This window comes from Paraniabella aurantiaca (assembly GCF_050309965.1).
GTDB lineage: Bacteria > Bacteroidota > Bacteroidia > Chitinophagales > Chitinophagaceae > Niabella.
Genome location: NZ_JBLOSY010000001.1, coordinates 666,125 through 688,495, shown reverse-complemented (window position 1 = coordinate 688,495; position 22,371 = coordinate 666,125). Strand labels below are relative to the sequence as shown.

Here is a 22,371-nt window from a genome sequence, read left to right as displayed (position 1 = left end):
TTTTCAATCAACTTAAAACCTGGTTGAAAAAATATTAGGTAACATGTCTCGCCAGGTAGGCCAGTCGTGCTTGTAGTTGTTACCCCAATTGTCGAAATCATACTTGATGCCCTTATCATACAGGATCTTTGCAAATTCTCCTCCTGCCCTGGGATCTTCGTACGAACCGCTGCCCGTTAAAATATGTATATGGTTACTGCGTCTGATATTTTCTAATACATAATGGTCAGAAAGATTGGGCATATAATGTTGCGGGCTGTTGAAATACACGTTGTCGTCCATGTAACCATTGCTATAATAAGTGAGATCATAAACGCCACTCATGGCAATCACACCATTAATAAGATCAGGTCGTTTTAAAAACAAATTCATACTATGCAGCGCTCCAAATGAAGCACCGCTGATAAACACCGGTGTCTCCGGGCTGGTTTCGCTTTTGATATGGGGAATCACTTCGTTGTATATATAATTGTTCCATTGAACATGGCGGTGCGATTTATCCCAGGGTGCCATATTATTGTTCATCCAGCTTTCGTTATTCACGCTGTCCACCGAAAAGACTTTCATTTTCCCTCCGTTAATAAAAGGCGCCAGTGAGTCAATCAGTTGAAAACGCTCATATTCCAGGTAATCTGCGGCCGCGGTGGGCACCAATAATAGCGCAAAACCATAATTGCCGTAGCTAACAATGGGCATGTCTTTATTTAGGGAGGGACTGTGCCAGCCGAAGACCTTTCTGTTCATATATTGATTTATTGTTTTGTGTAAAATAGAGTATTAATATCATATTTGGTAATATTTTACTATTAACTATAAAAATATCCTGAGCGGTAATAAAAAGGGGGGGCATCCTGATAAACCTTGTGTTAGTTTATCGGCCTGATTCTGCTAATTTTGGCGTTTCATAAAAAAGTTGAGGAAATGAAGTTGATACAAACGGCAGAAAGGGTGTCGCAATTAGATGCATCGGATAATTACGTGTACCAAAGATCGCTATTGGCCTATGATGAAGCTGCGAAGCTGGTTTCGGGAGATGTATTGGAAATAGGTACCGGAAGTGGTTATGGGATTGAATTGATTGCCTCCAAAGTAAACCGCTTTGTTACCATCGATAAATTTGAAAATGACAACGTGGCGCCATTACTGCAAAAACATTCGAATATCAAGTTTCTCAAAATGAATATTCCTCCTTTTGAGGGAATTCCGGATAACACTTTTGACTTTGTGATCACCTTCCAGGTAATTGAGCATATAAAGAACGATAAGCTGTTCACCAAAGAAATTCACCGTGTATTAAAACCCGGAGGTAAGTTGATTGTAACCACGCCTAACAAAAGAATGTCACTCACCCGTAATCCATGGCATATAAGGGAATACCTGGTTCCCGAATTGAGAGATTTACTATTGAAAGATTTCAGCAGTGTGAAAACATTAGGGGTATATGGCGATGATACAGCCATGGAGTATTATTATGCTAATAAAAAAGCAGTGGACCGAATTACCCGTTTTGACTTTTTGAATCTTCAGCATAATTTACCTCGTTGGGTATTGCAGGTGCCCTATGATCTTTTAAACCGCTGGAACCGGAAGAAAATGTTGAACAGTGATAATGAAATGGTGGCTAAGATTAAAATGAGCGACTTTTTTATTGCGGAGGCCGGTAACGACTGTCTGGACCTGTTTTATATTGCAGAAAAATAATTTAGTAAATTTGAGTACTAAATAGTGTTTATATGAGTGTATCAGAAATGCAACTTGCAGCAATAAAGGAAATTACAAAGTTGGAGGATGAACATATACTAAGGGAGGTATTAGAACATTTAGCAAAAATAGCTTCAGTAAAAGACGAAAAACCTCTGAATCTATCTCAGCATTATGAAAAGGTAAAAGAACAATATGGTAACGTGTTGCAAAAACTTGCGCAATGATCTCCTTTGATGATATATTGGCTTTGCATGAGATGTCAATATCTGATTACGGTGGTTCAAAAGGTTTGCGTGACAAAGGTCTGTTGGAATCTGCTATAGCCAGACCATTTCAAACTTTTGGAGGCGAATATTTGTATCCTTCTATTGTTGAAAAAGCTGCTGCAATAATGGAGAGTATTATTGTGAATCACCCTTTCGTTGATGGCAATAAAAGAACCTGAGTCCTCGCCGCAATCACATTATTACTGGAATATTCTATAAGCCTAAATGCAAGTGACGAGGCTCTGTATAATTTTGTTATCGATGTGTCTACTGGCAAAGCAAAGTATGATGACATCGTAAAATGGCTGAAGGACAATTCATCAGCTACTTAATACATCTTTGATAGCCTTTGCTTTTAAAAGGCTTTCTTCCCACTCTTTTTCTGCATCGCTATAAATGGTAATGCCGCCGCCTGCCTGGAACGAAAGGTATTGTGTAGTTTGATTATATATGATGCTTCTGATTACTACATTGAAATCAAAATCTCCTCCTGGTTGTATATAACCCAATGCCCCGGAAAAAATACCCCGTCTGCTTTTTTCGTACTGATCAATCAGCTGCATGACTTTTACTTTGGGCGCCCCGGTCATGGAGCCCATCGGGAAAGTAGCATTGATGATATCTTTAAAGTTCACAGATTGATTAAGTATACCACTAACAGTTGAGATCATCTGGTGTACCTGCGGAAAGCTATAAATGCCAAAAAGTTCATCTACCTGCACCGTGCCTTCTTTACAGATACGTGACAGATCATTTCGCACCAGGTCTACAATCATTACATTTTCTGCCCGGTCTTTCTCACTTTCAGCCAGTAATTTTCTTTCTGCTTCCAGGCTACCATCAACATTGGTACGCCGTAATGTGCCTTTTATCGGCTGGCTGAAAATGCGGTCATTCTCTTTTTTAATAAATCGTTCCGGGCTGGCACAAAGCAGCCATTTGTCATTTAACCGATAAATCGCTGAAAATGGGTTGGGCGATTTTAATTTCAGCTTTTCGAACAATGAGAAAGGATCGGCATCTGCATCGTTAATAAAAAACTCCTGGCAAAAATTGATCTCGTAACAATCGCCCCGTTGAATATGCTTTTTTAACTGCTCTATGGTGGCGATATAGTCTTCCCGTGTCATTTTGCTTTGCACCGGCGGAAGAGGCTTATTGGTGTTTATAATAACGGCAACCTGTTTAATATTCGCAAATACTTCAACGGGGTCTTCTGCTTCAATTGTGATTTCATTTCCTTTACAGGTTATGAGCGTCGTTGCTTCAAAAAAGAATATGTCCGGGAACAAGAGCTGGTCCTTTTTTGCAGAATGGCTGATTTTTTCGGCGGTAACCAGTTCGTACCCTAAATGGCCGAACAGCCATCCCTGGCGCTTTGCGGCAAACGCCCGGAATGCTTCCAGTGCATTAGTTTCGGAAGATTGAAACAGGACTTTGGCACCAGCGGCAACCAGGAAGTCGTATGTTCCCTGGTATTGGCTGCTGTCTAAAAAGCAAAAAGTGTTGAACTGTTTTAACCAATTCAACACTTTTTGTTTAAAAACATTAATATCTTCTACTACAAAATTGCTGCGCAATTGAGCTGATCAAATAAAAGGATTATTAATAGTCATCATCTTCGTCGTCGAAGTCGTCTTTACCTCCGCCGCCAAACAAATCTTTGAATTCATCGTCAACTTTGAAATCATCATCATCATCTAAAGATTTTTTGCCACCGCCGGATTTTCCTTTAGACTTCGGAAGATCGAATTCTTCAAAGTCTTTGTCCCAATCTTCATCTTCGTCAGCTTTTTCCCAATCATCATCCTCATCTTCTACATCGTCATCCTCATCGTCGTCTTTTTTTGCTGCTTTCCCTTTTTGGGGTATTTCTTCTTCGTCAAGGAAGTCCTCATCCTCGTCCAACTCTTCTTCGTTTTTCGATTTTGATGAAGCTTTCTTTACCGGCTTTTCTTCATCGTAAGCCTTATCCGTTTCACTTGCTTTGGATTTATTTGATTTTGCCATTATCTAATAAATTATACTGTAAATTTTATTCTAAGTTTTTAAATAGCCAAATTTTTAAAAATAATTTTTCTAAAAAAATTATACAACAATCAGTTGATCTCTTTCAGGTCCGTTTGATATAAAATCTACATTTACTCCCAGGTAGTTATTAATAAAAGCAATATACGATTTTGCTTTTTCCGGAAGCACTGCAAAGTCTTTTACCTTTGTTATATCGGTATTCCAGCCTTCAAATTTCTCCAGAACCGGTACATAATGGTCCAGATCTAAACGCAAAGGAATTTCAGTAAGTTCTTTACCTTCTTTGCTGTAAGCGGTACAAACCTGCAATTCTTCAAAACTGTCTAATACATCTGCTTTGGTCATTACAATTTTGGTAACACCGTTAATCATGCAGGCGAAGTTTAAAGCTACCAGGTCAATCCATCCGCAGCGGCGTGGTCTTCCTGTGGTGGCTCCATACTCATTACCTACATCACGTAATTTTTGACCATCAGCATTCTCCAGTTCGGTCGGAAACGGACCGCTACCTACACGGGTACAATAGGCCTTCGTAATACCAATAACTTCTTTGATGTGCTGAGGTGCGATACCTAAACCGCTGCAAACACCTGCTGAGATGGTATTAGAAGATGTAACAAACGGGAACGTACCAAAATCGATATCGAGCATACTGCCCTGTGCACCTTCCGCCAGTATTTTTTTGCCTTCTTTTAAAAGTTTGTTGATGAAATATTCGCCGTTAACGATATTCAGCTCTTTTAAAAATTCTACCGCTTCGAAAAATTCTTTTTCATCGCCACTGATATCTTCAGTAAAATGATACGTATTGATCATTACCTGGTGCTTTTGGCGCAACTGCTCATAAAGCTCCTGGAAATTATCTTGCAGTAAATCGCCTACGCGCAAAGCGTTACGGCCTGTTTTATCCATATAGGCCGGGCCTATACCTTTAAGTGTTGAACCTATTTTACTTTTGCCCTTTGCCTGCTCTGATGCCTTATCTAAGGCTCTATGCGTTGGAACAATGATATTCGTACGCTCGGAAATAAAAAGATTCTTTTTGAGATCGATGCCAAACTCTGCAACTTTTTCGCACTCTTTTTTAAGCGTAATCGGATCTAATACAACACCGTTGCCAATGATGTTTATTTTTCCTTCGTGAAAAATGCCAGACGGTATTTGGTGCAACACCAGTTTTTTGCCATCCTTATATAAAGTGTGACCAGCATTAGGGCCACCCTGGAAACGAGCTATGACATCGTAGTCCTTGGCAAAATAATCAACAATTTTGCCTTTCCCCTCGTCACCCCACTGTAGCCCTAAAATTACATCTACCATCTATTGTATTTTTTGGTTTTAAAAATTGAAGTGCAAAAATAAGGGTTCGGATTGCATGTTTGAAAGCCTTGTAGCCTAATCCCTATAAAAAAATGATATTGAGGTTGCTTTATTTCAAATTCTGGTTTTCAACGAAAACAGAACTATCCCCGGGATAGTACACAAATACATATTTTCTTTTATAAGATTTGTCATTAAGAATGATTTGCGTGTCGTTTCTTTTCTGGTCCCTGGTTCGAATACTGTAATTGTAGGATATCTCCAAAGTATCGGGTGCTATCCAGTTTGTTTGTAGGTTCGAATAACGGGTATTTAACATGTGAGCAACTGCTTTTTGGGACTCAAGGCTATAATTGAACAGATCCGAAAGCGTGCGGGGCAAGGAGTTATATCTTTGACGATAGCTTTTTAGTCCGTTTATCAGCTCCGCGGGCGGGTAAGATGCTGACAGCCTTTTGTCTTTCCTACTGCTGGCTACGAGGCCGAATATGGGTGTTCGCTCTTCGGTATATTGGCCCGGTAAACCTGCCGTTTCAACCCGGGTGGTAGTGCAGGCCAGTAAAAACAGGGACAGGCACCCAATTGAACGAAAAACTTCCTTCTTAAAATTCATAATGTAGTTGACTGACGAGAGGATAACTTAGTGCAGGGAAATATTCTTACCGTCCCATTTTTGCTATTATTTGGGTAAATCTTCTGTGTCAAAGCGCTCCACCGATTCAATTCCTCCCACTTCCAGTAACCTGTTCACCAAAACATCCAATTCCTCCTTGTCGTGAACAAAAACTTTGATATTGCCTTCAAATACGCCCTCTGTAGCTTCAATGGTCAATGCCGCAATATTAATTTTCAACTCCCCTGAGATCAGATTAGTAATCTTGCTTACCATACCTACGTCGTCAATACCTATGATTCTAACGCCGGTAAGGAACGATATTTCTTTGTTTTTCGCCCATTTTGTTTTGACGATGCGATGGCCGTAGTTAGCCATCAATTTGGCGGCATTAGGACAGTTGGTTCGGTGTATAGTGAGGCCTTTACCTGTTGTTACAAAGCCAAAAACATCATCACCCGGAATCGGTTTGCAGCAATTGGCTAGGTTGTACATGATTTTGTCGCTGCTTTCACCGAAAATAATTAATTCAGCATCTTTAGGATTATGAGCGGGCGCCGTATGATGATGTGTTTCCGGCTTTATGTCGGTAATTTTGACAGGTTGCGGAGCTTCTAACCGGTCGCCAAATATTTTAAAGTCTTTTAACTCTTTTAAGTCGATATTTTTGATCGCAATCTGGTAAAACAACTCCAGGTTAGACTGAAGTTTATAAAATTGGGCAATAGCTTCAATATTCCCCTGGTACATGGTTACACCCAGGCCTTCCAGCTTTCGTTGTAAGGTGTACTTTCCTTCGTCAGCTACTTTCTTCTTTTCCTCCTTCAGGGCTTCTTTTACCTTGTTCTTTGCTTTAGCGGTTACTACAAATTTCAGCCAGTCCTCCGAAGGGTTTTGCTTATTACTGGTAATAATTTCAATCTGGTCACCGCTGCTCAATTTGTGGCTGATGGGTACCAGCTTGTGGTTCACCTTTGCCCCAATTGTTTTGGCGCCGATGGCAGAGTGAATAGCAAAGGCAAAATCGAGGGCGCTGCTACCTGCGGGTAACATCTTGATGTCGCCCTTGGGCGTATAAACATAAATTTCCTCGGTAAGGAAGCTGGTTTTAAAGTCCTGCAGGAAGTTAACACTGTCCAGGTCTTCGTTATTGAGCGACTCCCTGATTTGCTGAAACCATTTGTCGAACCGGTTTTCGCTGGAGGTGCCTTCCTTGTATTTCCAGTGCGCTGCAAGACCTTTTTCTGCTATTTCATTCATGCGTTTGGTGCGGATCTGCACCTCCACCCATTTACCCCGTGGTCCCATTACGGTTGTGTGCAACGCCTCATAACCGTTGGCTTTAGGATTACTTACCCAGTCACGCAGCCGCTCGATGGAAGGTGTATATTCGTCGGTGATCAGCGAGTAAACCTTCCAGCATTCCTCTTTTTCTTTTTCCTGCGGGCTATCCAATATAATACGAATCGCAAACAGGTCGTATACCTCCTCAAAGGACACCTGCTTTTTCTTCATCTTATTCCAGATGGAATGGATGTTTTTGGGGCGACCGTAAATTTCGAAATTAAAGTGATTTTTTTCCAGCTTCTCGCGTATGGGCTTGATAAACTCGTTAATATAGCGGGTACGCTCTCGCCTTGATTCCGCCAATCTCCTGGCTATATCCTTATAAATATCCGGTTCCAGGTACTTCATCGCCAGGTCCTCGAATTCGGTTTTGATACCGTATAAACCCATCCTGTGGGCAAGGGGGGCAAAAATGTAAACCGTTTCCGACGATATTTTAAGCTGCTTTTCCCGCTTCATGCTATCCATCGTACGCATGTTATTAAGGCGGTCGGCCAGCTTAATCAAAATAACGCGTGGATCGTCTGTTAATGTTAGCAGGATCTTTTTAAAGTTGTCGGCCTGCTGGGAAGTTGTAGTATCAATAACGTTCGAGATCTTTGTCAGCCCGTCAACTATGCGGGAAATCTCCGATCCAAATTCTTTTTCAATATCCTGCAGGGTAACATCTGTGTCTTCTACTGTGTCATGCAGTAAAGCACAAATAGTGGAACGCACTCCCAACCCAATTTCCTCCACGCAAATTTTAGCCACTGCAATGGGATGTAAAATATAGGGTTCGCCGCTTTTCCGGCGCATGCTGCTGTGAGCTTCCGCAGCCATTTCAAAAGCACGGCGTATTAAATCCTTGTCACCCGGCTTCAGTTTATCCTTCAAAAGCCGTAACAACGAGCGGTACTCGCGCACAATAAGCTTTCTTTCTTCTTCGTCGTTTAAATTGTATTTGGGTTTTTGCTCTATAGTCTTCATTGTCTGTCTCCTGCGTCTGTTCGTTGTGTATCTTTCTAATAATGCGCTACCGGCGGCTTTATAACTGTAATATATAAAAATATAACAATTCTGAAGCAAGAAAGATGTAAGCTGTAAAGCAATCATCATGTCAGCCAGTGCATAACCAGTTGCTTTATCATTCTTTACGTTTTAAAGTTGCATGCTGTGAATTAAAAATTGCAATATTAAATAAAAGCCGTACTTTTGCTGCCCTTCCGATAAAATATCGGGATAATGTTCTTTTCCGGATGTGGTGAAATTGGTAGACACGTCAGACTTAGGATCTGATGCCGCAAGGTGTGGGGGTTCGAGTCCCTTCATCCGGACTTTATAAATGTTTAAGGTTTTAGGTTAAAAAGCCAGCCTGACCGGACGGGCAGGGGCAGGTTTAAAGTTAGTAACCTTAAACCTTGGACTTTTTAATTTTAAACATACTCATGGCTACAATTACTAAAGAACCGATAGGCCAATTACACGAGAAGATCAGTGTAAAAATAGATAAGGCCGATTATTTCCCCTCTTTCGAAAAGTCTCTCAAAGAATATAGCAAAAAAGCAAGCATACAAGGTTTCAGACCTGGTAAAGTTCCCGCTGGTTTGATCAAAAAAATGTACGGTCCTTCTTTATTTACCGACGAAGTATTAAAGTCTGTTGATAAAGAACTTATCAGCCATCTGCAAACGGAGAAAACTGAAATTTTTGCTCAACCGCTTCCTATGGAAATGGATGTGCCTGCATTTGATCTGAATAATCCGGGTGAATATACTTTTAATTTCGAAGTTGGATTGAAGCCTGAGTTCGAATTGGCAGATTTAGCCAAGGCTGATATTACTGGTTACAATATTGATATTACCGATGAGATGATTAACGAAGAAGTTGAAAGACTTCAGAATCGATATGGTAATATGACCGACAAGGAAGCCGTTGATGGCGCTAATAATGTGATCAACGTAACTTTTGAAGAAGTTGATGCCGCTGGCAACCCGGTTGAAGGCGGAGTTAAAAAAGACAACTCTTTGCTGTTGAGCTATTTTGCAGAATCAGTTCAAAAAGAGCTGAATGGTAAAAAAGCCGGCGATAGCATTACGGTGGTATTGGGTAGTGCATTTGAAGATAAAGAATTAGAATTCATTGCTTCAGACTTAGGCTTGAGCAAGGATAACGAAGCCGATAAGAATAAAACTTTCAAACTGGATATCACTAAGGTATCTGAGTTGGAGAAGAAAGAATTGAACGAAGAATTCTTCAACCAGCTTTTCCCCGAAGGAGATGTAAAAACTGAGGAAGAATTTCGTGCGAAAGTAAAGGATCAGATATTCGCATATTGGGCTTCTCAAAGCCGCAATCAGATACAGGACCAGATCTTCCACAAACTGGTGGAAAATACTACCATCGAATTCCCTGAAGCATTTTTACGCAAATGGCTGGTAACACAAAATGCGCAGGGCCAGGAAGGTCAGCCTGCTAAAACAGAAGAGCAGATTGATCAGGAAATGCCCACTTTCCTTAACCAGTTAAAATGGACTTTGATCTCTGAAAAAATAATGAAAGATCAGAAGATCGATGTAAAGCAGGATGAATTAAAGGCTTTCGCACAGGCGCAATTATTCAGCTATATGGGCGGTATGATGCCAAACGATACTGAGCAGCCCTGGGTAAATGATTATATCGACAGGATGATGAAAGACCGTAAGTATGTAGAAGATGCTTACAATCGTATTCAGTCTCAAAAAGTATTTGAGTGGGCTGAAACTCAGATCAAACCTGTAGCACAACAAATCAGTGCTGAAGATTTCTCTAAAATGGTTAGCGAGCATCAACACGCGCACCATTAACAGGAAATACAAAATAAATAGACGAAAGGCGCTTTTAAGCGCCTTTTTTCATATAGGTAAAACCAATGCTTTCAGAATGTTTCAGTGCTTCGCTGCTATGTAAAAAGTAGCAGACGGGTATGTTCCTGCCCGAGATCTGATCCAGTTCTGCCAGTACCATTTGTTTTCTTTGTTTACCTACGCACCGTATATACACAGCTGAAATAAGCCCGGGAAAATTCTTTACCAGTGAGCTATATATGTAAGGATCATGTTGAGAGTCATCTCCTAATAAAATAAAACGTTGTGTGGGGTAGGCCTCCAGGATCCTTACGATACGGGCGAATTTACTGGCGTGATTTTTTTGACCGCTTTTAAGAACATTAGCGAGATTTTGTATTTGATTCAGCAGGCAAATACCATCGGGCAGTTCATTCTTTTCAATAAATTTTTTGATAAAATCATATAAATTCCATTCACTGCTACTCACATAAAAGAAGGGATTAGGCTTATCTGCGGTTGTTTGAGCCAGCTGTAAGGCCTGGTAATGTTTTACCACACCATCGAAAGGTTTACGGCTGTGGGCATTGCGGGTCAGCAGTAATTTAAGGCGCTTTAAAATCGACTCTGAGTGGGATATTAAGAATGTGTCATCTATATCCGAGATAAAAGTAAACTGGTTGATTTCCGGTATTACAATGTGGGACACTGCGGTGTCTAACAGCTTCTGATCGGTTTTGCTAACTAACGCTACTTCTACTGTATAGTCACCCGGTTCCAATGGTTTTTCGTTTGGTAGATCAATACTGAAAAATCCGTCGGAAGCCGTACTGGTTTCCCATATTTTTCCTTGCCATTTCACCTGGATCCGTGCATCTGGCATTGTTTTTATCATAAATGTTTTAAGTAGTGCAAGGGTATTGTGAAAAAAGCCGTTTTTGTAAATTTCACGTGGCGAAGCCGATTGTGTTAATGCGTGCCCCATCAATGTACAATGGGTCTTGTTGCCAAAACCTTCGTAAACCTTGAGGTGGGGCTTTTTGATGAGATGTAGTTTTTTATTAAGGGCTTCTTTAAACACTTACTAAATATTTATGCCGGACAAAATCTTATTCGTAATTAATAAAACATCGGGCGAAAACAATAACGACTGGCAGGCCGGTATTGAGGCTTACTTTAAAGGAAAAGATGTGGTACTTGAGTTTTATCATCTTCCTGATCCCGTTGATTGTAATTCGCTTGACCAGTACATAAAAGATGCCAAAGCAGATAAGGTAGTTGCAGTAGGTGGAGATGGAACCATTTCGCTGGTTGCAAAATCGGTAAGGGGCACGCCAATGATTTTGGGTGTTATTCCGGCCGGCTCAGCTAATGGAATGGCAAAAGAATTGATGATCCCCACAAAACTGGAGGACGCGCTGCAGATAATTGACAGCGGGCGGCAAACATATATGGATACCATTCTTCTTAATGATAAACACCTTTGCCTGCATTTAAGCGATGTGGGTATTAATGCACAGCTGATCAAAAACTTTGAAGAAGGGGATACCCGGGGAAAAATAGGGTATCTTAAAGTAGCCTGGAAGACCATAATCCGGAGGCAGGCATTGGAAGTAACTATAAAAAATGACGATAAAAGTTTTTGCCGGAAAGCCATCATGGTGGTGATTGCCAATGCTGGGAAATATGGTACTGGCGCTGTTATTAATCCGGAAGGTGAAATTGATGATGGTTTATTCGAAATTGTAATAGTAAAACGCCTGACTTTGTGGGGATTTTTAAAGATCATGCTCTCCCTCGGTTTTGACAATAAAAATATGGAGATACATCAAACCCGGTCTGTAAACATACTCGCCAAGCATCGTGCACATTTCCAGGTAGATGGAGAGTATATTGGTAAGGTAGATAAAATAGCTGCAATCATTCAGCCTAAAAATATACGGATCATGTTGCCCCAAGCCTGAGCCTGCTTTGACTAGCACTGCCCAATTGACTAATAAAATACCCGTCTTTCAGTCAACATGTCACAGTTTTTTGTGTTTTTGTAAATGGACAGATATTTGATCGCATCGATTTGTACATTTTTCATTCTCAGTGTTTAAACCGAATGAAAAATTTTCTGTACGTTTACTAATAATCAATTTAGAGACTTATGACCTTTAATTCAGAATTTGAAAAATACGCCGTAAAGCACAAGGGCATTTCAAGCAATACCCTGCATAGCTACGGTAATCACCTGGTTACAGCGCTTACGCCTAATATTATAGAAGAGCGTCCGATGAATGTGGCCGTAATGGATGTATATAGCCGCTTAATGATGGATCGTATCATATTCCTGGGCTATCCCGTAACCGATGAAGTGGCCAATATCATTACTGCCCAGTTATTGTTCCTGGACAGTACCGACCGTGTACGCGATATCAATATGTATATTAACAGCCCGGGCGGTAGTGTTTATGCAGGATTGGGTGTTTATGATACCATGCAATATGTATCGCCTGATGTAGCTACTATTTGTATAGGTATGGCAGCTTCTATGGCCTGTGTTTTACTAGGCGCCGGTACGCAGGGTAAACGCGCTGCTTTAAAGCATGCACGTATTATGATGCACCAGCCCAGTGGAGCTATTGGCGGACAGGCAAGCGATATTGAAATTACTGTGAACGAAATCCGTAAGCTTAAAAATGAGCTGTACGAAATCGTGAACGATCATACCGGCAAACCGATTGAGCAGATCGAAAGGGATTTTGAACGCGATAAATGGATGACCGCTCCTGAAGCAAAAGAATACGGTTTGATCGATGAAGTGTTATTACTTAACAAAAAGAAATAGACTATACCATGAACTTTTCAAACATATATAACAATAAATGGGCGCGCCCCATAGTGAGTGACGATGAGGGCGAGGAAGAAGAGCCGAAAGAACCGCAGGATAAGCGCGATGATTTGATGATGCTTAACAAGCGCCTGGAACAAATGTTCTTTGATAAAAGAGCAGTGTATTTGTGGGGTGTGGTGGACGATAAAAGTGCCCGGGAGATCACAACAAAATTATTATTGCTGGAAGCTGATAAGCCCGGAACTCCGATCAATTTTTATATCAACAGCCCCGGAGGTGTAGTTACCAGTGGCATGGTTATTTACGATACCATGAAAATGATCAGTAGCCCCGTACACACCATTTGTATGGGATTGGCTGCATCAATGGGTAGTATACTGCTCAGCGGCGGAGAAAAAGGAAACCGCTACATATATCCTCACGGAGAAGTGATGATTCACCAGCCTTCTTTGGGTGGCTACATTCGTGGCGTAAGTTCCGACCTCGAGATACAAGCTAAACAAACACAACGTGTAAAGCACATTGGTGCTAAAATATTAGCGGATAACTGCGGTAAAACCATTGATGAGATCATGCGCGATTTCGACCGTGATTACTGGATGGATGCAGGGGAAGCTATTAAATACGGTATCGCGGATAAAATAGTAGAAAAATTATAAGTTTTATAACAGCTGCTGGAAGATCTTCCGGGATTAATCTGTTATGAATGAATTAGATATAGATTTTTCCGGATAAATCTTTAAGTAGCGAATACTTTTTAAAAAAACCACTTGTTACAGGTGGTTTTTTTAACTTTGTAATTATATATGAAGGAAAAAATATCAGGCTCGGTTTTACATTGTTCGTTTTGTGGTCGTAGCCGCGATGAAGTAGAAATACTGATCGCCGGTCAGGATGGCCATATTTGCGAGAATTGTGTAGAACATGCCCAGGAAATAATTGACCAGGAATTACATCTTAAAGAAAATCCTCAAACCCAGGGTTTTTCGCTGAACGTGAAAAAGCCTATGGAAATTAAAACCTTTTTAGATGAATATGTAATAGGACAGGATGATGCCAAGAAAGTGTTGGCTGTTGCTGTTTATAATCATTTTAAAAGATTGAAGCAAAGGTCCGGGGCGGGGAGGGATATCGATCCGCATAACGAAATAGAGATCGAAAAAAGTAATATCGTGATGGTAGGGGAGACAGGTACGGGTAAAACATTACTGGCGCGCAGTATTGCTAAAGTCTTAAATGTACCCTTTGCAATAGTAGATGCAACTGTATTTACTGAAGCCGGTTATGTAGGTGAGGATGTGGAAAGCATTCTGACGCGCCTGTTGCAGGTTTGTAATTACGATGTGGAAGCGGCCGAGCGTGGTATTGTATATATCGATGAGATTGATAAGGTAGCCCGTAAAAGTGATAACCCAAGCATTACCCGCGATGTGAGCGGTGAGGGTGTACAGCAGGGGTTATTGAAATTATTGGAAGGGACCGACGTGTTGGTACCGCCGCAGGGAGGACGTAAACATCCTGATCAAAAATTAATCAAAGTAAACACACACAACATTTTATTTATTTGTGGTGGTGCATTTGATGGAGTAGATAAAATAATCGGTCGCAGGGTTCAAACAAATACCATCGGCTTTAATGTCGATAAGGCGCAGCAGGAAGACATGAAAAAGAACCTGTTGAAATTTGTGAATTCTCAGGACCTGAAAACCTTTGGATTGATACCTGAGCTTTTGGGTAGGTTACCTGTTGTAACACACCTGGAGCCATTGGATCCGGATACACTCAGAGATATTCTTACCGAACCCAAGAATGCTTTAATGAAGCAATATAAAAAGCTATTCGAACTGGAAGGTATTGAGTTAAAAGTTGAGAACGAAGTGTACGACTTTATGGTTCAGAAAGCTGTTGAATACAAGCTGGGCGCCAGGGGGTTGAGGAGCATTTGTGAGAGTATTCTTACAGATGCTATGTATGAGCTTCCTTCTTCCTCCGAAAAATCGTTTACGCTTACAAGGGATTATGCTGAACGCAAGTTTAGTAAGAGTAAAATGGGTTTGGTAAAAGCAGCTTAGTGAATATCAGATTTTAAATTCTAAATAAATTTTACAATGAACGAATTAGTAGAAAAGTTAAAGGCAGAAGCAGGTTTAACCGACGAACAGGCTGCTAAAGCTTTGGAAGCCATTAAAAGCTATGTGGTTGAAAAATTTCCTATGCTGGAAGGCGCTGTAGGTAATCTTTTCGGAAGCGGTAATTAAATATATAAGTTTTAAACTTAATTTTATAGCAGGCTATATGGCCTGCTTTTTTAATTTGATACCATGCCAACATTTGATCCTAAAGTAGATGTTTATATTGCTAAGGCTGCCGATTTTGCAAAACCTGTATTAGAGCATTTCAGAACTATAGTGCATAAGGCATCGCCTGATATTACCGAGTCCATTAAATGGGGTGTTCCTTCATTTGATTACAAAGGAAAAATGCTGTGTAGCCTGGCTGCCTTTAAACAGCATTGTGCCCTGGGCTTTTGGCTGGGTGCGCAGATCAAATCGTTGCAACCTTACCTGGCAGAAGCAGAAGACCGTGCTTCTGAGTTTGGCCGCATAGCAAATATTAAATCGGTGAAAGACCTGCCAAAAAATATGGACTTGCTGGCTGCGGTAAAAGAAGCTATTGCGTTAGCCGATGCGGGTGTAACGCTGAAAAGGGCTCCGGCAAAAAAAACAACGGAGTTACCTGTACCGGAATCATTAAGCAAAGCATTGGCAAAGAACAAGGCAGCGAAAGCTGTTTTTGAAAAATTCGCGCCCTCTCATCGTAAAGAATACATTCAATGGATCACAGAAGCTAAAACAGATGCTACACGCGATAAGCGCATAGCATCTGCAATAGAGTGGATTGCCGAAGGAAAGGGCAGAAACTGGAAGTACGAGCGCAAATAAGCTAACTCAATATACCGCCCATAAACGGATCGGTGATCGATATTTCACCGGTTTCTACGTGGCCGGCGTATTGCTTTTTAAATACTTTATTGCCATTAAATGCAAGCGTAAAATCGTACCAGCTACTGCTTTTTTTCAAATCTATTTTTATCGATTTATTACCACCGGCATCTATTGTAAACTGTTGAAGAGCTCTGCCATAAGCGTTATCAGTTAATGAAAGTGTAAGCGCGGTTTTACCATTGTTAACAATTTCCAGGATAATGTTTCCTGAATAGCGGTTAACTAATCCTTTTGTTGTTTCATACTTACATATTACATCCAGCTCAGGATCCTGTATATCACCCCTGTAGTGTCTGAAGAAACCATTGGCGCCATTGATACATAAGTCATAGATATCCCGGTCGAAATGATTTAACAGCAAGCTATCTGTTAATATATCTTTTTCTCCTACTGTGTAAAACCAGGTTTTCCCATTTTCTTTTTTATAAGACGATGGTGTATACACGTTAAATGGTGCCCCTATATGCTGATCGTTTGCACTTGCTTCAAATTTTAGCTCAACCGTTTTCTTCGTCTTGTCGATAAAACAGTCGGCATAAAGCACATACGGTAGTGCACAGGCCGGTCTTGTGCCTTTTTCCTGTTCTGCCATCCAATTAGAACCCTGCCCAGAGAAAGATTGATTCTGGTTGATCCATTGGATCTCTTTTTCAGACAGAGGTTGAGGTATCACCTGCGTTGGTTTGTTCTTTGCATTTTGTATACTATCAATTACCTGTGTTTTTTTAAGAAAATCGGGCAGGGGGTACCGCTCGCCGTTATACGGTCTGAATACTGACGTGAGATCACCGCAGACCGCCCTGCGCCAGCTGCTGATATTTTTAGATACGATATGTTTCCCTGTTTTTTTCTTTAGAAACTTTTCCAGGAACATCAGGGTTGAAGTGTGGTCATGTATCTGGGAGTTGATAAAGCCTCCCTTGCTCCAGGGTGAAGCGATGATCATGGGAACCCGGTAGCCTAGCCCTATCGGCCAGTTCCTGGCGGCATCGAAGTCAGCGGTGGTGTCAATTCCCGCCGAAACCTTACCTGTTGCCGGATCTTTGGGATCAGGCACGACGAATGGAGGAAGGTGGTCATAATAACCATCATTTTCATCGTAGTTTAAAATGAAAATGGTTTTCTTCCAAACCTCCGGATTTTTAGTGAGTATATTTAATGCTTCCGATACATACCAGGTGCCATACAGTGGAGAGCTGGTGTGATCAGAAAAAGCCTGGGGTGCAGCTAACCAGGAAACAGTTGGCAAGTTGCCCGAATCAACATCTTTTCGAAACTGGTGGAAAATATCGCCAGCTGGTATATTCACTGTTTGCTCCTGCCCATTATCATTTGTAAAAGTGTGAGGTTGTAACTGAAGGTACTCTTCCACTTCCATATTATTAGAGAACGCCTTGTCTATTAAATTCTTTTCCCGTTGACTGAGCTGGTTATATTGTGCCAGCACTTCTTCTGCTGTCAGAGCGGGTTTGGCTTTCGCATTTCCGTGTTTGCGGAAGTAAGCGGCCAGTTGTACACGGTGTCGCTTTACATATTCAATAGCATTATCGCCATAGTTACCCACCCAATAGTTGAGACTTTCATCAATTTCGGCAGTCCATATTTCATTCTGGTATATCTTCCAGCTAACGCCATTGTCTTCCAGTAACTCGGGAAAAGTGCTCCAGTCCACAAACGCCCCATGACGTGATTCTGCCTGTGAATTTCGTACTGCCGGTTTGCTATCAGCATTTAATGCTTCTCTTATGGTGCCGGTCCAGAAAAACAATCTATTGGGGGTAGTACCCGTGAGTGAAGAACAGAAGTAATGATCACAAAGGGTGAAAGCATCGGCCATGGCATAATAAAATGGAACATCAGCCCTGTTAAAATACCCCATACACATTTCTGTTTTTTGGGGTATCCACTGGTCGTACTTGCCATTATTGCGGGCCCTGCTTTGATCGGGCCAATCGTGTGGCAGGCCGCCCTGCCAGGTCACTTTTGTTTTATTGATGTCTATATGAAAAGGAGCATGGGCATTGCCGTTTTTAGACTTCTGTATCCATGCTTTGTTGGTGTCGGGGAGGGTTTTGATTCGCGGATCGTTAAAGCCCCGTGCACCCTTCATGCAACCAAATATATGATCGAAGGACCGGTTTTCCTGCATCAGGAAAACGACATGTTCGGCATCGTAAAAAGTGGTACCCCTGGGCGCGTTAATGGAAAGGGCCTTTTTGATACTCGATGGCAGCACGTTATTTAAACCGGCAGCTCCGGAAAGTATCGTTGCGTTTTTTAAGAAGTCTCTTCTACCCTGGGCCATAAATAAATATGTTTATATAATTGTAATACTTTTTAAATATAAAAGCTGTTTTGCAGGTAAAGGCCGTTCACTGGAACGACCTTTACTTATCGAAGGATAAATGAACAATGTAATTTTTAAATCAGGCAATGAACATTTCTGTTTATAGTTAAGGCATCAAATATTAATTACAAAAGTAGCCTGTGATATCCAGGTGCCATTGTCATCATAATATACCGTAATTGTTCTGGCCTGTCCACAACCCGATTCTGCTTTAAAGAATACACCAAATATGTTTTCTGCTGATGTAACTGGTGTGTAAGTAATAGGATTGCCATTAACAACAGTATAAAAAGCGCATCCATCTTCACTTACTACTTTAAATTTATTACCAACATTCAGGTTGTTATACTTAAAGTAAACTGATTTTGTATAAGGCGATGGAGGCGCAGGAGCTGCATGCACAGTAATGCCGGCAAAATTGCTTTCTTTTAAGTTGGTAACTTTAATTCTACTAACACCAGGGGCGCTCATATCTGATACCTCAGCGGGAATGTATGAAATAAAAGATAGAGACAGAACAAACAATAAGAGTAATAAAACATTCTTTTTCATTGTAATTTTTTTTTGAGAATTATAAAATTTGAGAGTTTAAATATTTGAATAGCTTTTTACGATTTCCTTATTCCCAACCATGGGGTTGTTGCAATTTTGGGTTTTGCGTTGTTTGTGATATCGGTATCGGGAAATAATAATATTTTGGAGCTACAAATGTTCTGGGTGCTAATCCGGTTACAATAGGTCCTCCGGTTTCTCCGTTCTCTAATGGAATGCTACCTGATTGGCCAAAAGTGCCTACTTTATAATAAACAAGTGTCACACCAAGCGAGTTTTTTATTCTTTGATCAACGGGAGGAATTGTAGCAGTTCTGCTTACTAAAATTATATCTGCAACATTGTCTCCTGTTAAATCATATTGGCCCAGTCCTGGGAAATACATTCCCTGTGGATACTTTTCAAATACCTTACCTCCATTCCAACGCATTAAGTCATCGTACCGTTTGCCTTCAAATGCAAACTCCACTCTTCTCTCTCTTCTGATTTCCAAAATAGCTCCTTTATTGGCGCCTGTTACATCAGAGAATTTATTCGCTAAAACCGGATCTGGGTTGGCATTTGCATTTGCAAGGTTGAGCCCGGGTATACCGGCTCTTGTTCTTAATAGATTAATGGACTTATCTATATCTGCCTGAGTGAGGCTGCCGAGTTCGGCACTGGCCTCAGCATAGGTAAGCAGCACTTCAGCGTATCGTAATTCCGGAACGTCTGCGCCGCCCCTTACGTTTGGATCAATGCTGTTTTGATAGCCTTTTTTCTGGTAATATCCTGTAAAACCCGTACTTAAAAGTGGTACCAGCGGAGTTGTGGCCGGCAGCCTTACAAATCCAGGAGTCATAAATGTTGCATAGATCCGTGGGTCTCGATTTTTAAATTCTTCTACGTATTGTTTTTTCTGGTAGTCGTCAGTACTGGTAAACCGTGAACCGTCTATCATTAAGTACTCTTGTACTAGGTCTCTTGAAGGAGATTGCTCAAAGTTGGCCGAAACAACACTGTTGATGTCAGAGCCCGCTTGTTTTGCTACATCATAAACTGTATTTAAAATCACTTCCTTGTTCGCGCTCAGGTCCTGGCTAACAAACAGGTCGCCATAATTAGGTGTCAACAAAAATTTTCCGGAAGTAATAATATCGTTAGCCTGAGTTTTTGCCAGCTCCAGAAAACGGTTGGCAGTATTCTGCAAATTTAATTCGGGATGGTATTTCCTGTAAGTGCCCTCATGTAATGCTAAACGGGCATACATTGTTTTAACTGCCCAAAGACCCGGTGTTCCTGCCGGCACGCTTTCTCTTACATTATTTACGGCATAGTCCAGATCTTTAAAAATGCTGTCTATAATGAGGCTTCTGGGATCACTGGCCTTATACAAACTTGCAGAGTCTGATGCTTCAATTACGTGGCTGTACCATGGAACATTTGAGTATACTTTCACTTTATCCATATAGAATAAAGCCCTGTAATATCTGGCCAGACCTGCATAATGATTTTTTACTTCTGCGGTGGTATTAGCGCCGGAATAGTTATCTAAGAAGTAATTAATATTTCTTAGAGTAGACCAGCCCCAAAAGCTGGGCGTATTGTCGGCAGATATATTACCAGCGAGCATATTTTTCATGCGCACATTTCCTGTTGTTGAATAATCATCTGTTGATTGCTCGTCACTGTTTACATAAATGCTTGTTCCTCTCTTACTCAACATGCCATTCACATATAGGCTTAAATCACTTTCTGTTTTAAAATAAAGTTGTGGCGAAATAACCGTTTGCGGGTATCGGTCTAAAAAGTCCTTTTTACAGGAAGCCGTTGCTATGATCAACAAACATAAGTATATATAATTTTTCATTTCTTTTGCTTTAAAATTTTTACGATCGATTACTAAAATGTAACATTTAAGCCTAAAGAATATTTTCTCTGGTAAGGGTAGGCCCAGCCGTATCCATCAACAATAGATTCAGGGTCGAGATACTTTTTGATTTTAGAAAATTCGGTAATGTTGTCGCCAGTAAAAAATAATCTCAACCGGTCTATTCCTATTTTCTTTGTTAACTGGTTTGGAAGTGTATACCCAACTGTTATGTTTTTAACCCGTAAATAGGATGCATTAAGTAAGTATTTCGATTGTGCCAGATCTAAACCATAATCTTTGCCTCCCTCGTGATAGTTATTGTCTGCCAGCCACGATTGTAATACCGGATAATAGGAGTTGAGATTTGCGTCAGCAAGTCCCGCGTTAATATAAGCTTGGGGATAGCCCGCTCTTTCTTCGGCAGAAGCAGCTTCAGGCCTGTAGAAGTCAAGTAACCAGGGGTACATGTTGGCGTATGGCTGCTGGTAAAGCCCCCAAAACAAATAATGTTGAGGATAATAATCCATTTTACCCACCCCTTGTAAAAAGACGGATAAATCAATATTGTTCCATGACATATCTACATTAAATGAATACCTATACCGGGCCTGGCTATTCCCAATTATTTTTAAGTCTTTCGGATCTTTATCGCTAAGCCCCTGGATGATTTTTTTATCTCCGTCCTGGTCAATATACTTCGGCCAGCCTGGTACAATTTCAAGGGCTCCCCAAGGAATAATTGCCGACTGATCCAGAGTGGCTATATCTGCCTTGTCTTTAAAAAAGCCATCACTTTCAAGACCCCATATTTCTCCAACTGTCTGTCCTTGTCTCCAGGCTGCTGAAAATAGTCCAAGTGGATTATCGTATTTCGTAATCTTACTCTTGCTGTCCCATAACTGTCCTTTTATAGTGTAAGAAAACGGTTTGTTAGCTACTATAAAATTGTTATTATAGCTCGCTGTAAGCTCCCATCCATTTGTAGACATGTCGGCAGCGTTTTGCTGGGGCGCACTGCTTCCCAGAACGGCCGGTAGTACCTTAGCGGGGCCAAGCATTCCGGTGGTTTTCCTTACGTAATAGTCAAATGTAATATTCAGATGGTTCTTAAAAAGTCCTATGTCGGTTCCAAAATTGTTCGAGATAACACTTTCCCATGTATAATTATTAGGATCGACTGACAGGTTAGGAGCTGAGGTAACAGGCGTTCGGTTGCCACCAATAAGATAGCCGGAGGTTCCAATTGGCAGATTCTGCAAATAACCGTAATAGGCTACCGACTGATTACCCTGATTGGCATATGAAGCCCGCAATTTAAAATTAGGAATTATGTTATTTAAGTTATCCCAGAATTTTTCCTTGTTTACTACCCATGCCCCGGACACTCCCGGTGTAAATGCCCACCGGTTGTTGGAGGGAAACCGGGAAGAACCATCTCTGCGAGCTATAAAATCAAGAATGTAACGATCTTTGAACGAATAGTTTAAACGGCCAAAATAGCTGCGAATAGCATATTCGTAGTAGGAGCTGCCGAAACCAGACTGAGAGATGGAGGCCGATGTATTATCAACCGTTAGTGAAATGTAAGGCAGGTCTCTTGATATAAGCTGGTTTTAGCGGGAGGATTGGTTGATGGTGGCAGAAATCTTGAAACCCGCTTTGGATTTAATAATATCCTCAGAGGTGTTCTT

At 41.0% G+C, this 22,371-nt stretch carries 21 protein-coding genes and 1 tRNA gene; 11 read left to right on the top strand and 11 right to left on the bottom strand.

Annotation, left to right across the window (positions count from 1 at the left end; genetic code table 11):
• Positions 1 to 12: 12 nt before the first annotated feature.
• Positions 13 to 744, bottom strand: coding sequence for an esterase family protein (locus ACLOAU_RS03080; RefSeq protein ID WP_427860360.1), 732 nt, complete (start codon positions 742 to 744; stop codon positions 13 to 15).
• A gap of 177 nt (positions 745 to 921) precedes the next feature.
• Between ACLOAU_RS03080 and ACLOAU_RS03075 the strand changes: the two genes are divergently transcribed.
• From ACLOAU_RS03075 to ACLOAU_RS03065, 3 genes are read left to right on the top strand one after another with little or no spacing between them, the layout of a single operon-like run.
• Entirely contained in the window at positions 922 to 1,701 is a 780-nt protein-coding gene (locus ACLOAU_RS03075) for a class I SAM-dependent methyltransferase (RefSeq protein WP_427860359.1), read from the top strand.
• Between the two features lie 32 nt (positions 1,702 to 1,733).
• A complete protein-coding gene (locus tag ACLOAU_RS03070) occupies positions 1,734 to 1,928 on the top strand; it encodes a hypothetical protein (RefSeq protein ID WP_427860358.1) in 195 nt (64 codons plus the stop codon).
• Positions 1,925 to 2,149: a type II toxin-antitoxin system death-on-curing family toxin gene (locus tag ACLOAU_RS03065; RefSeq protein ID WP_427860357.1), complete on the top strand. Its 225-nt coding sequence runs from the start codon at positions 1,925 to 1,927 to the stop codon at positions 2,147 to 2,149. Before ACLOAU_RS03070 ends, ACLOAU_RS03065 begins: the two co-directional genes overlap by 4 nt.
• A 141-nt stretch (positions 2,150 to 2,290) precedes the next feature.
• Here the strand turns inward: ACLOAU_RS03065 and ACLOAU_RS03060 are convergent, their stop codons facing one another.
• The 5 genes from ACLOAU_RS03060 to ACLOAU_RS03040 form a co-directional block, all read right to left on the bottom strand.
• Positions 2,291 to 3,550, bottom strand: a complete 1,260-nt coding sequence (locus ACLOAU_RS03060) for an anthranilate synthase component I family protein (RefSeq protein WP_427860356.1) — start codon at positions 3,548 to 3,550, stop codon at positions 2,291 to 2,293.
• A 25-nt stretch (positions 3,551 to 3,575) separates the two neighbouring features.
• Positions 3,576 to 3,980, bottom strand: coding sequence for a hypothetical protein (locus tag ACLOAU_RS03055; protein WP_427860355.1), 405 nt, complete (start codon positions 3,978 to 3,980; stop codon positions 3,576 to 3,578).
• 78 nt (positions 3,981 to 4,058) lie between these two features.
• Positions 4,059 to 5,321, bottom strand: a complete 1,263-nt coding sequence (locus ACLOAU_RS03050; RefSeq protein WP_427860354.1) for an adenylosuccinate synthase — start codon at positions 5,319 to 5,321, stop codon at positions 4,059 to 4,061.
• A gap of 109 nt (positions 5,322 to 5,430) precedes the next feature.
• Complete coding sequence (locus ACLOAU_RS03045; protein ID WP_427860353.1) at positions 5,431 to 5,934, bottom strand: hypothetical protein; 504 nt, start codon at positions 5,932 to 5,934, stop codon at positions 5,431 to 5,433.
• A 66-nt stretch (positions 5,935 to 6,000) separates the two neighbouring features.
• Positions 6,001 to 8,250 carry a RelA/SpoT family protein gene (locus ACLOAU_RS03040; protein ID WP_427860352.1) on the bottom strand — a complete coding sequence of 750 codons (2,250 nt, stop codon included), beginning with the start codon at positions 8,248 to 8,250 and terminating at the stop codon, positions 6,001 to 6,003.
• A gap of 265 nt (positions 8,251 to 8,515) precedes the next feature.
• Here ACLOAU_RS03040 and ACLOAU_RS03035 point away from each other — a divergent pair.
• Together ACLOAU_RS03035 and tig are read left to right on the top strand one after the other, a co-directional pair.
• Positions 8,516 to 8,597, top strand: a tRNA-Leu gene (locus ACLOAU_RS03035).
• Positions 8,598 to 8,708: 111 nt separating this feature from the next.
• Entirely contained in the window at positions 8,709 to 10,106 is a 1,398-nt protein-coding gene (gene tig, locus ACLOAU_RS03030; protein ID WP_427860351.1) for a trigger factor, read from the top strand.
• A gap of 34 nt (positions 10,107 to 10,140) precedes the next feature.
• On the opposite strand, the gene ACLOAU_RS03025 is transcribed toward tig, so the two are convergent.
• Entirely contained in the window at positions 10,141 to 11,166 is a 1,026-nt protein-coding gene (locus ACLOAU_RS03025) for an App1 family protein phosphatidate phosphatase (RefSeq protein WP_427860350.1), read from the bottom strand.
• Between the two features lie 13 nt (positions 11,167 to 11,179).
• Here ACLOAU_RS03025 and ACLOAU_RS03020 point away from each other — a divergent pair, with 13 nt between their 5' ends.
• From ACLOAU_RS03020 to ACLOAU_RS02995, 6 genes are all read left to right on the top strand, one after another.
• Positions 11,180 to 12,049 carry a diacylglycerol/lipid kinase family protein gene (locus ACLOAU_RS03020; protein ID WP_427860349.1) on the top strand — a complete coding sequence of 290 codons (870 nt, stop codon included), beginning with the start codon at positions 11,180 to 11,182 and terminating at the stop codon, positions 12,047 to 12,049.
• 188 nt (positions 12,050 to 12,237) lie between these two features.
• A complete protein-coding gene (locus ACLOAU_RS03015) occupies positions 12,238 to 12,918 on the top strand; it encodes a ClpP family protease (RefSeq protein WP_427860347.1) in 681 nt (226 codons plus the stop codon).
• A gap of 8 nt (positions 12,919 to 12,926) precedes the next feature.
• Entirely contained in the window at positions 12,927 to 13,583 is a 657-nt protein-coding gene (locus ACLOAU_RS03010; protein ID WP_427860345.1) for a ClpP family protease, read from the top strand.
• Between the two features lie 147 nt (positions 13,584 to 13,730).
• Positions 13,731 to 14,996, top strand: a complete 1,266-nt coding sequence (gene clpX, locus ACLOAU_RS03005) for an ATP-dependent Clp protease ATP-binding subunit ClpX (protein ID WP_427860344.1) — start codon at positions 13,731 to 13,733, stop codon at positions 14,994 to 14,996.
• A gap of 36 nt (positions 14,997 to 15,032) precedes the next feature.
• Positions 15,033 to 15,182: a hypothetical protein gene (locus ACLOAU_RS03000; protein WP_170138321.1), complete on the top strand. Its 150-nt coding sequence runs from the start codon at positions 15,033 to 15,035 to the stop codon at positions 15,180 to 15,182.
• A gap of 63 nt (positions 15,183 to 15,245) precedes the next feature.
• Positions 15,246 to 15,866 (top strand): YdeI/OmpD-associated family protein, encoded by a 621-nt coding sequence (locus tag ACLOAU_RS02995; RefSeq protein ID WP_427860343.1) that lies wholly within the window; start codon positions 15,246 to 15,248, stop codon positions 15,864 to 15,866.
• 1 nt (position 15,867) lies between these two features.
• Here ACLOAU_RS02995 and ACLOAU_RS02990 read toward each other — a convergent pair whose 3' ends face one another.
• From ACLOAU_RS02990 to ACLOAU_RS02975, 4 genes are all read right to left on the bottom strand, one after another.
• Positions 15,868 to 18,234 (bottom strand): phosphocholine-specific phospholipase C, encoded by a 2,367-nt coding sequence (locus tag ACLOAU_RS02990; protein ID WP_427860342.1) that lies wholly within the window; start codon positions 18,232 to 18,234, stop codon positions 15,868 to 15,870.
• A gap of 156 nt (positions 18,235 to 18,390) precedes the next feature.
• Positions 18,391 to 18,828, bottom strand: coding sequence for a hypothetical protein (locus ACLOAU_RS02985; RefSeq protein ID WP_427860341.1), 438 nt, complete (start codon positions 18,826 to 18,828; stop codon positions 18,391 to 18,393).
• A gap of 67 nt (positions 18,829 to 18,895) precedes the next feature.
• On the bottom strand, positions 18,896 to 20,677 hold the full coding sequence (locus tag ACLOAU_RS02980; protein WP_427860337.1) for a RagB/SusD family nutrient uptake outer membrane protein: 1,782 nt from the start codon (positions 20,675 to 20,677) through the stop codon (positions 18,896 to 18,898).
• A 32-nt stretch (positions 20,678 to 20,709) separates the two neighbouring features.
• Positions 20,710 to 22,263, bottom strand: a complete 1,554-nt coding sequence (locus ACLOAU_RS02975) for a SusC/RagA family TonB-linked outer membrane protein (RefSeq protein ID WP_427862675.1) — start codon at positions 22,261 to 22,263, stop codon at positions 20,710 to 20,712.
• Positions 22,264 to 22,371 lie beyond the last annotated feature (108 nt).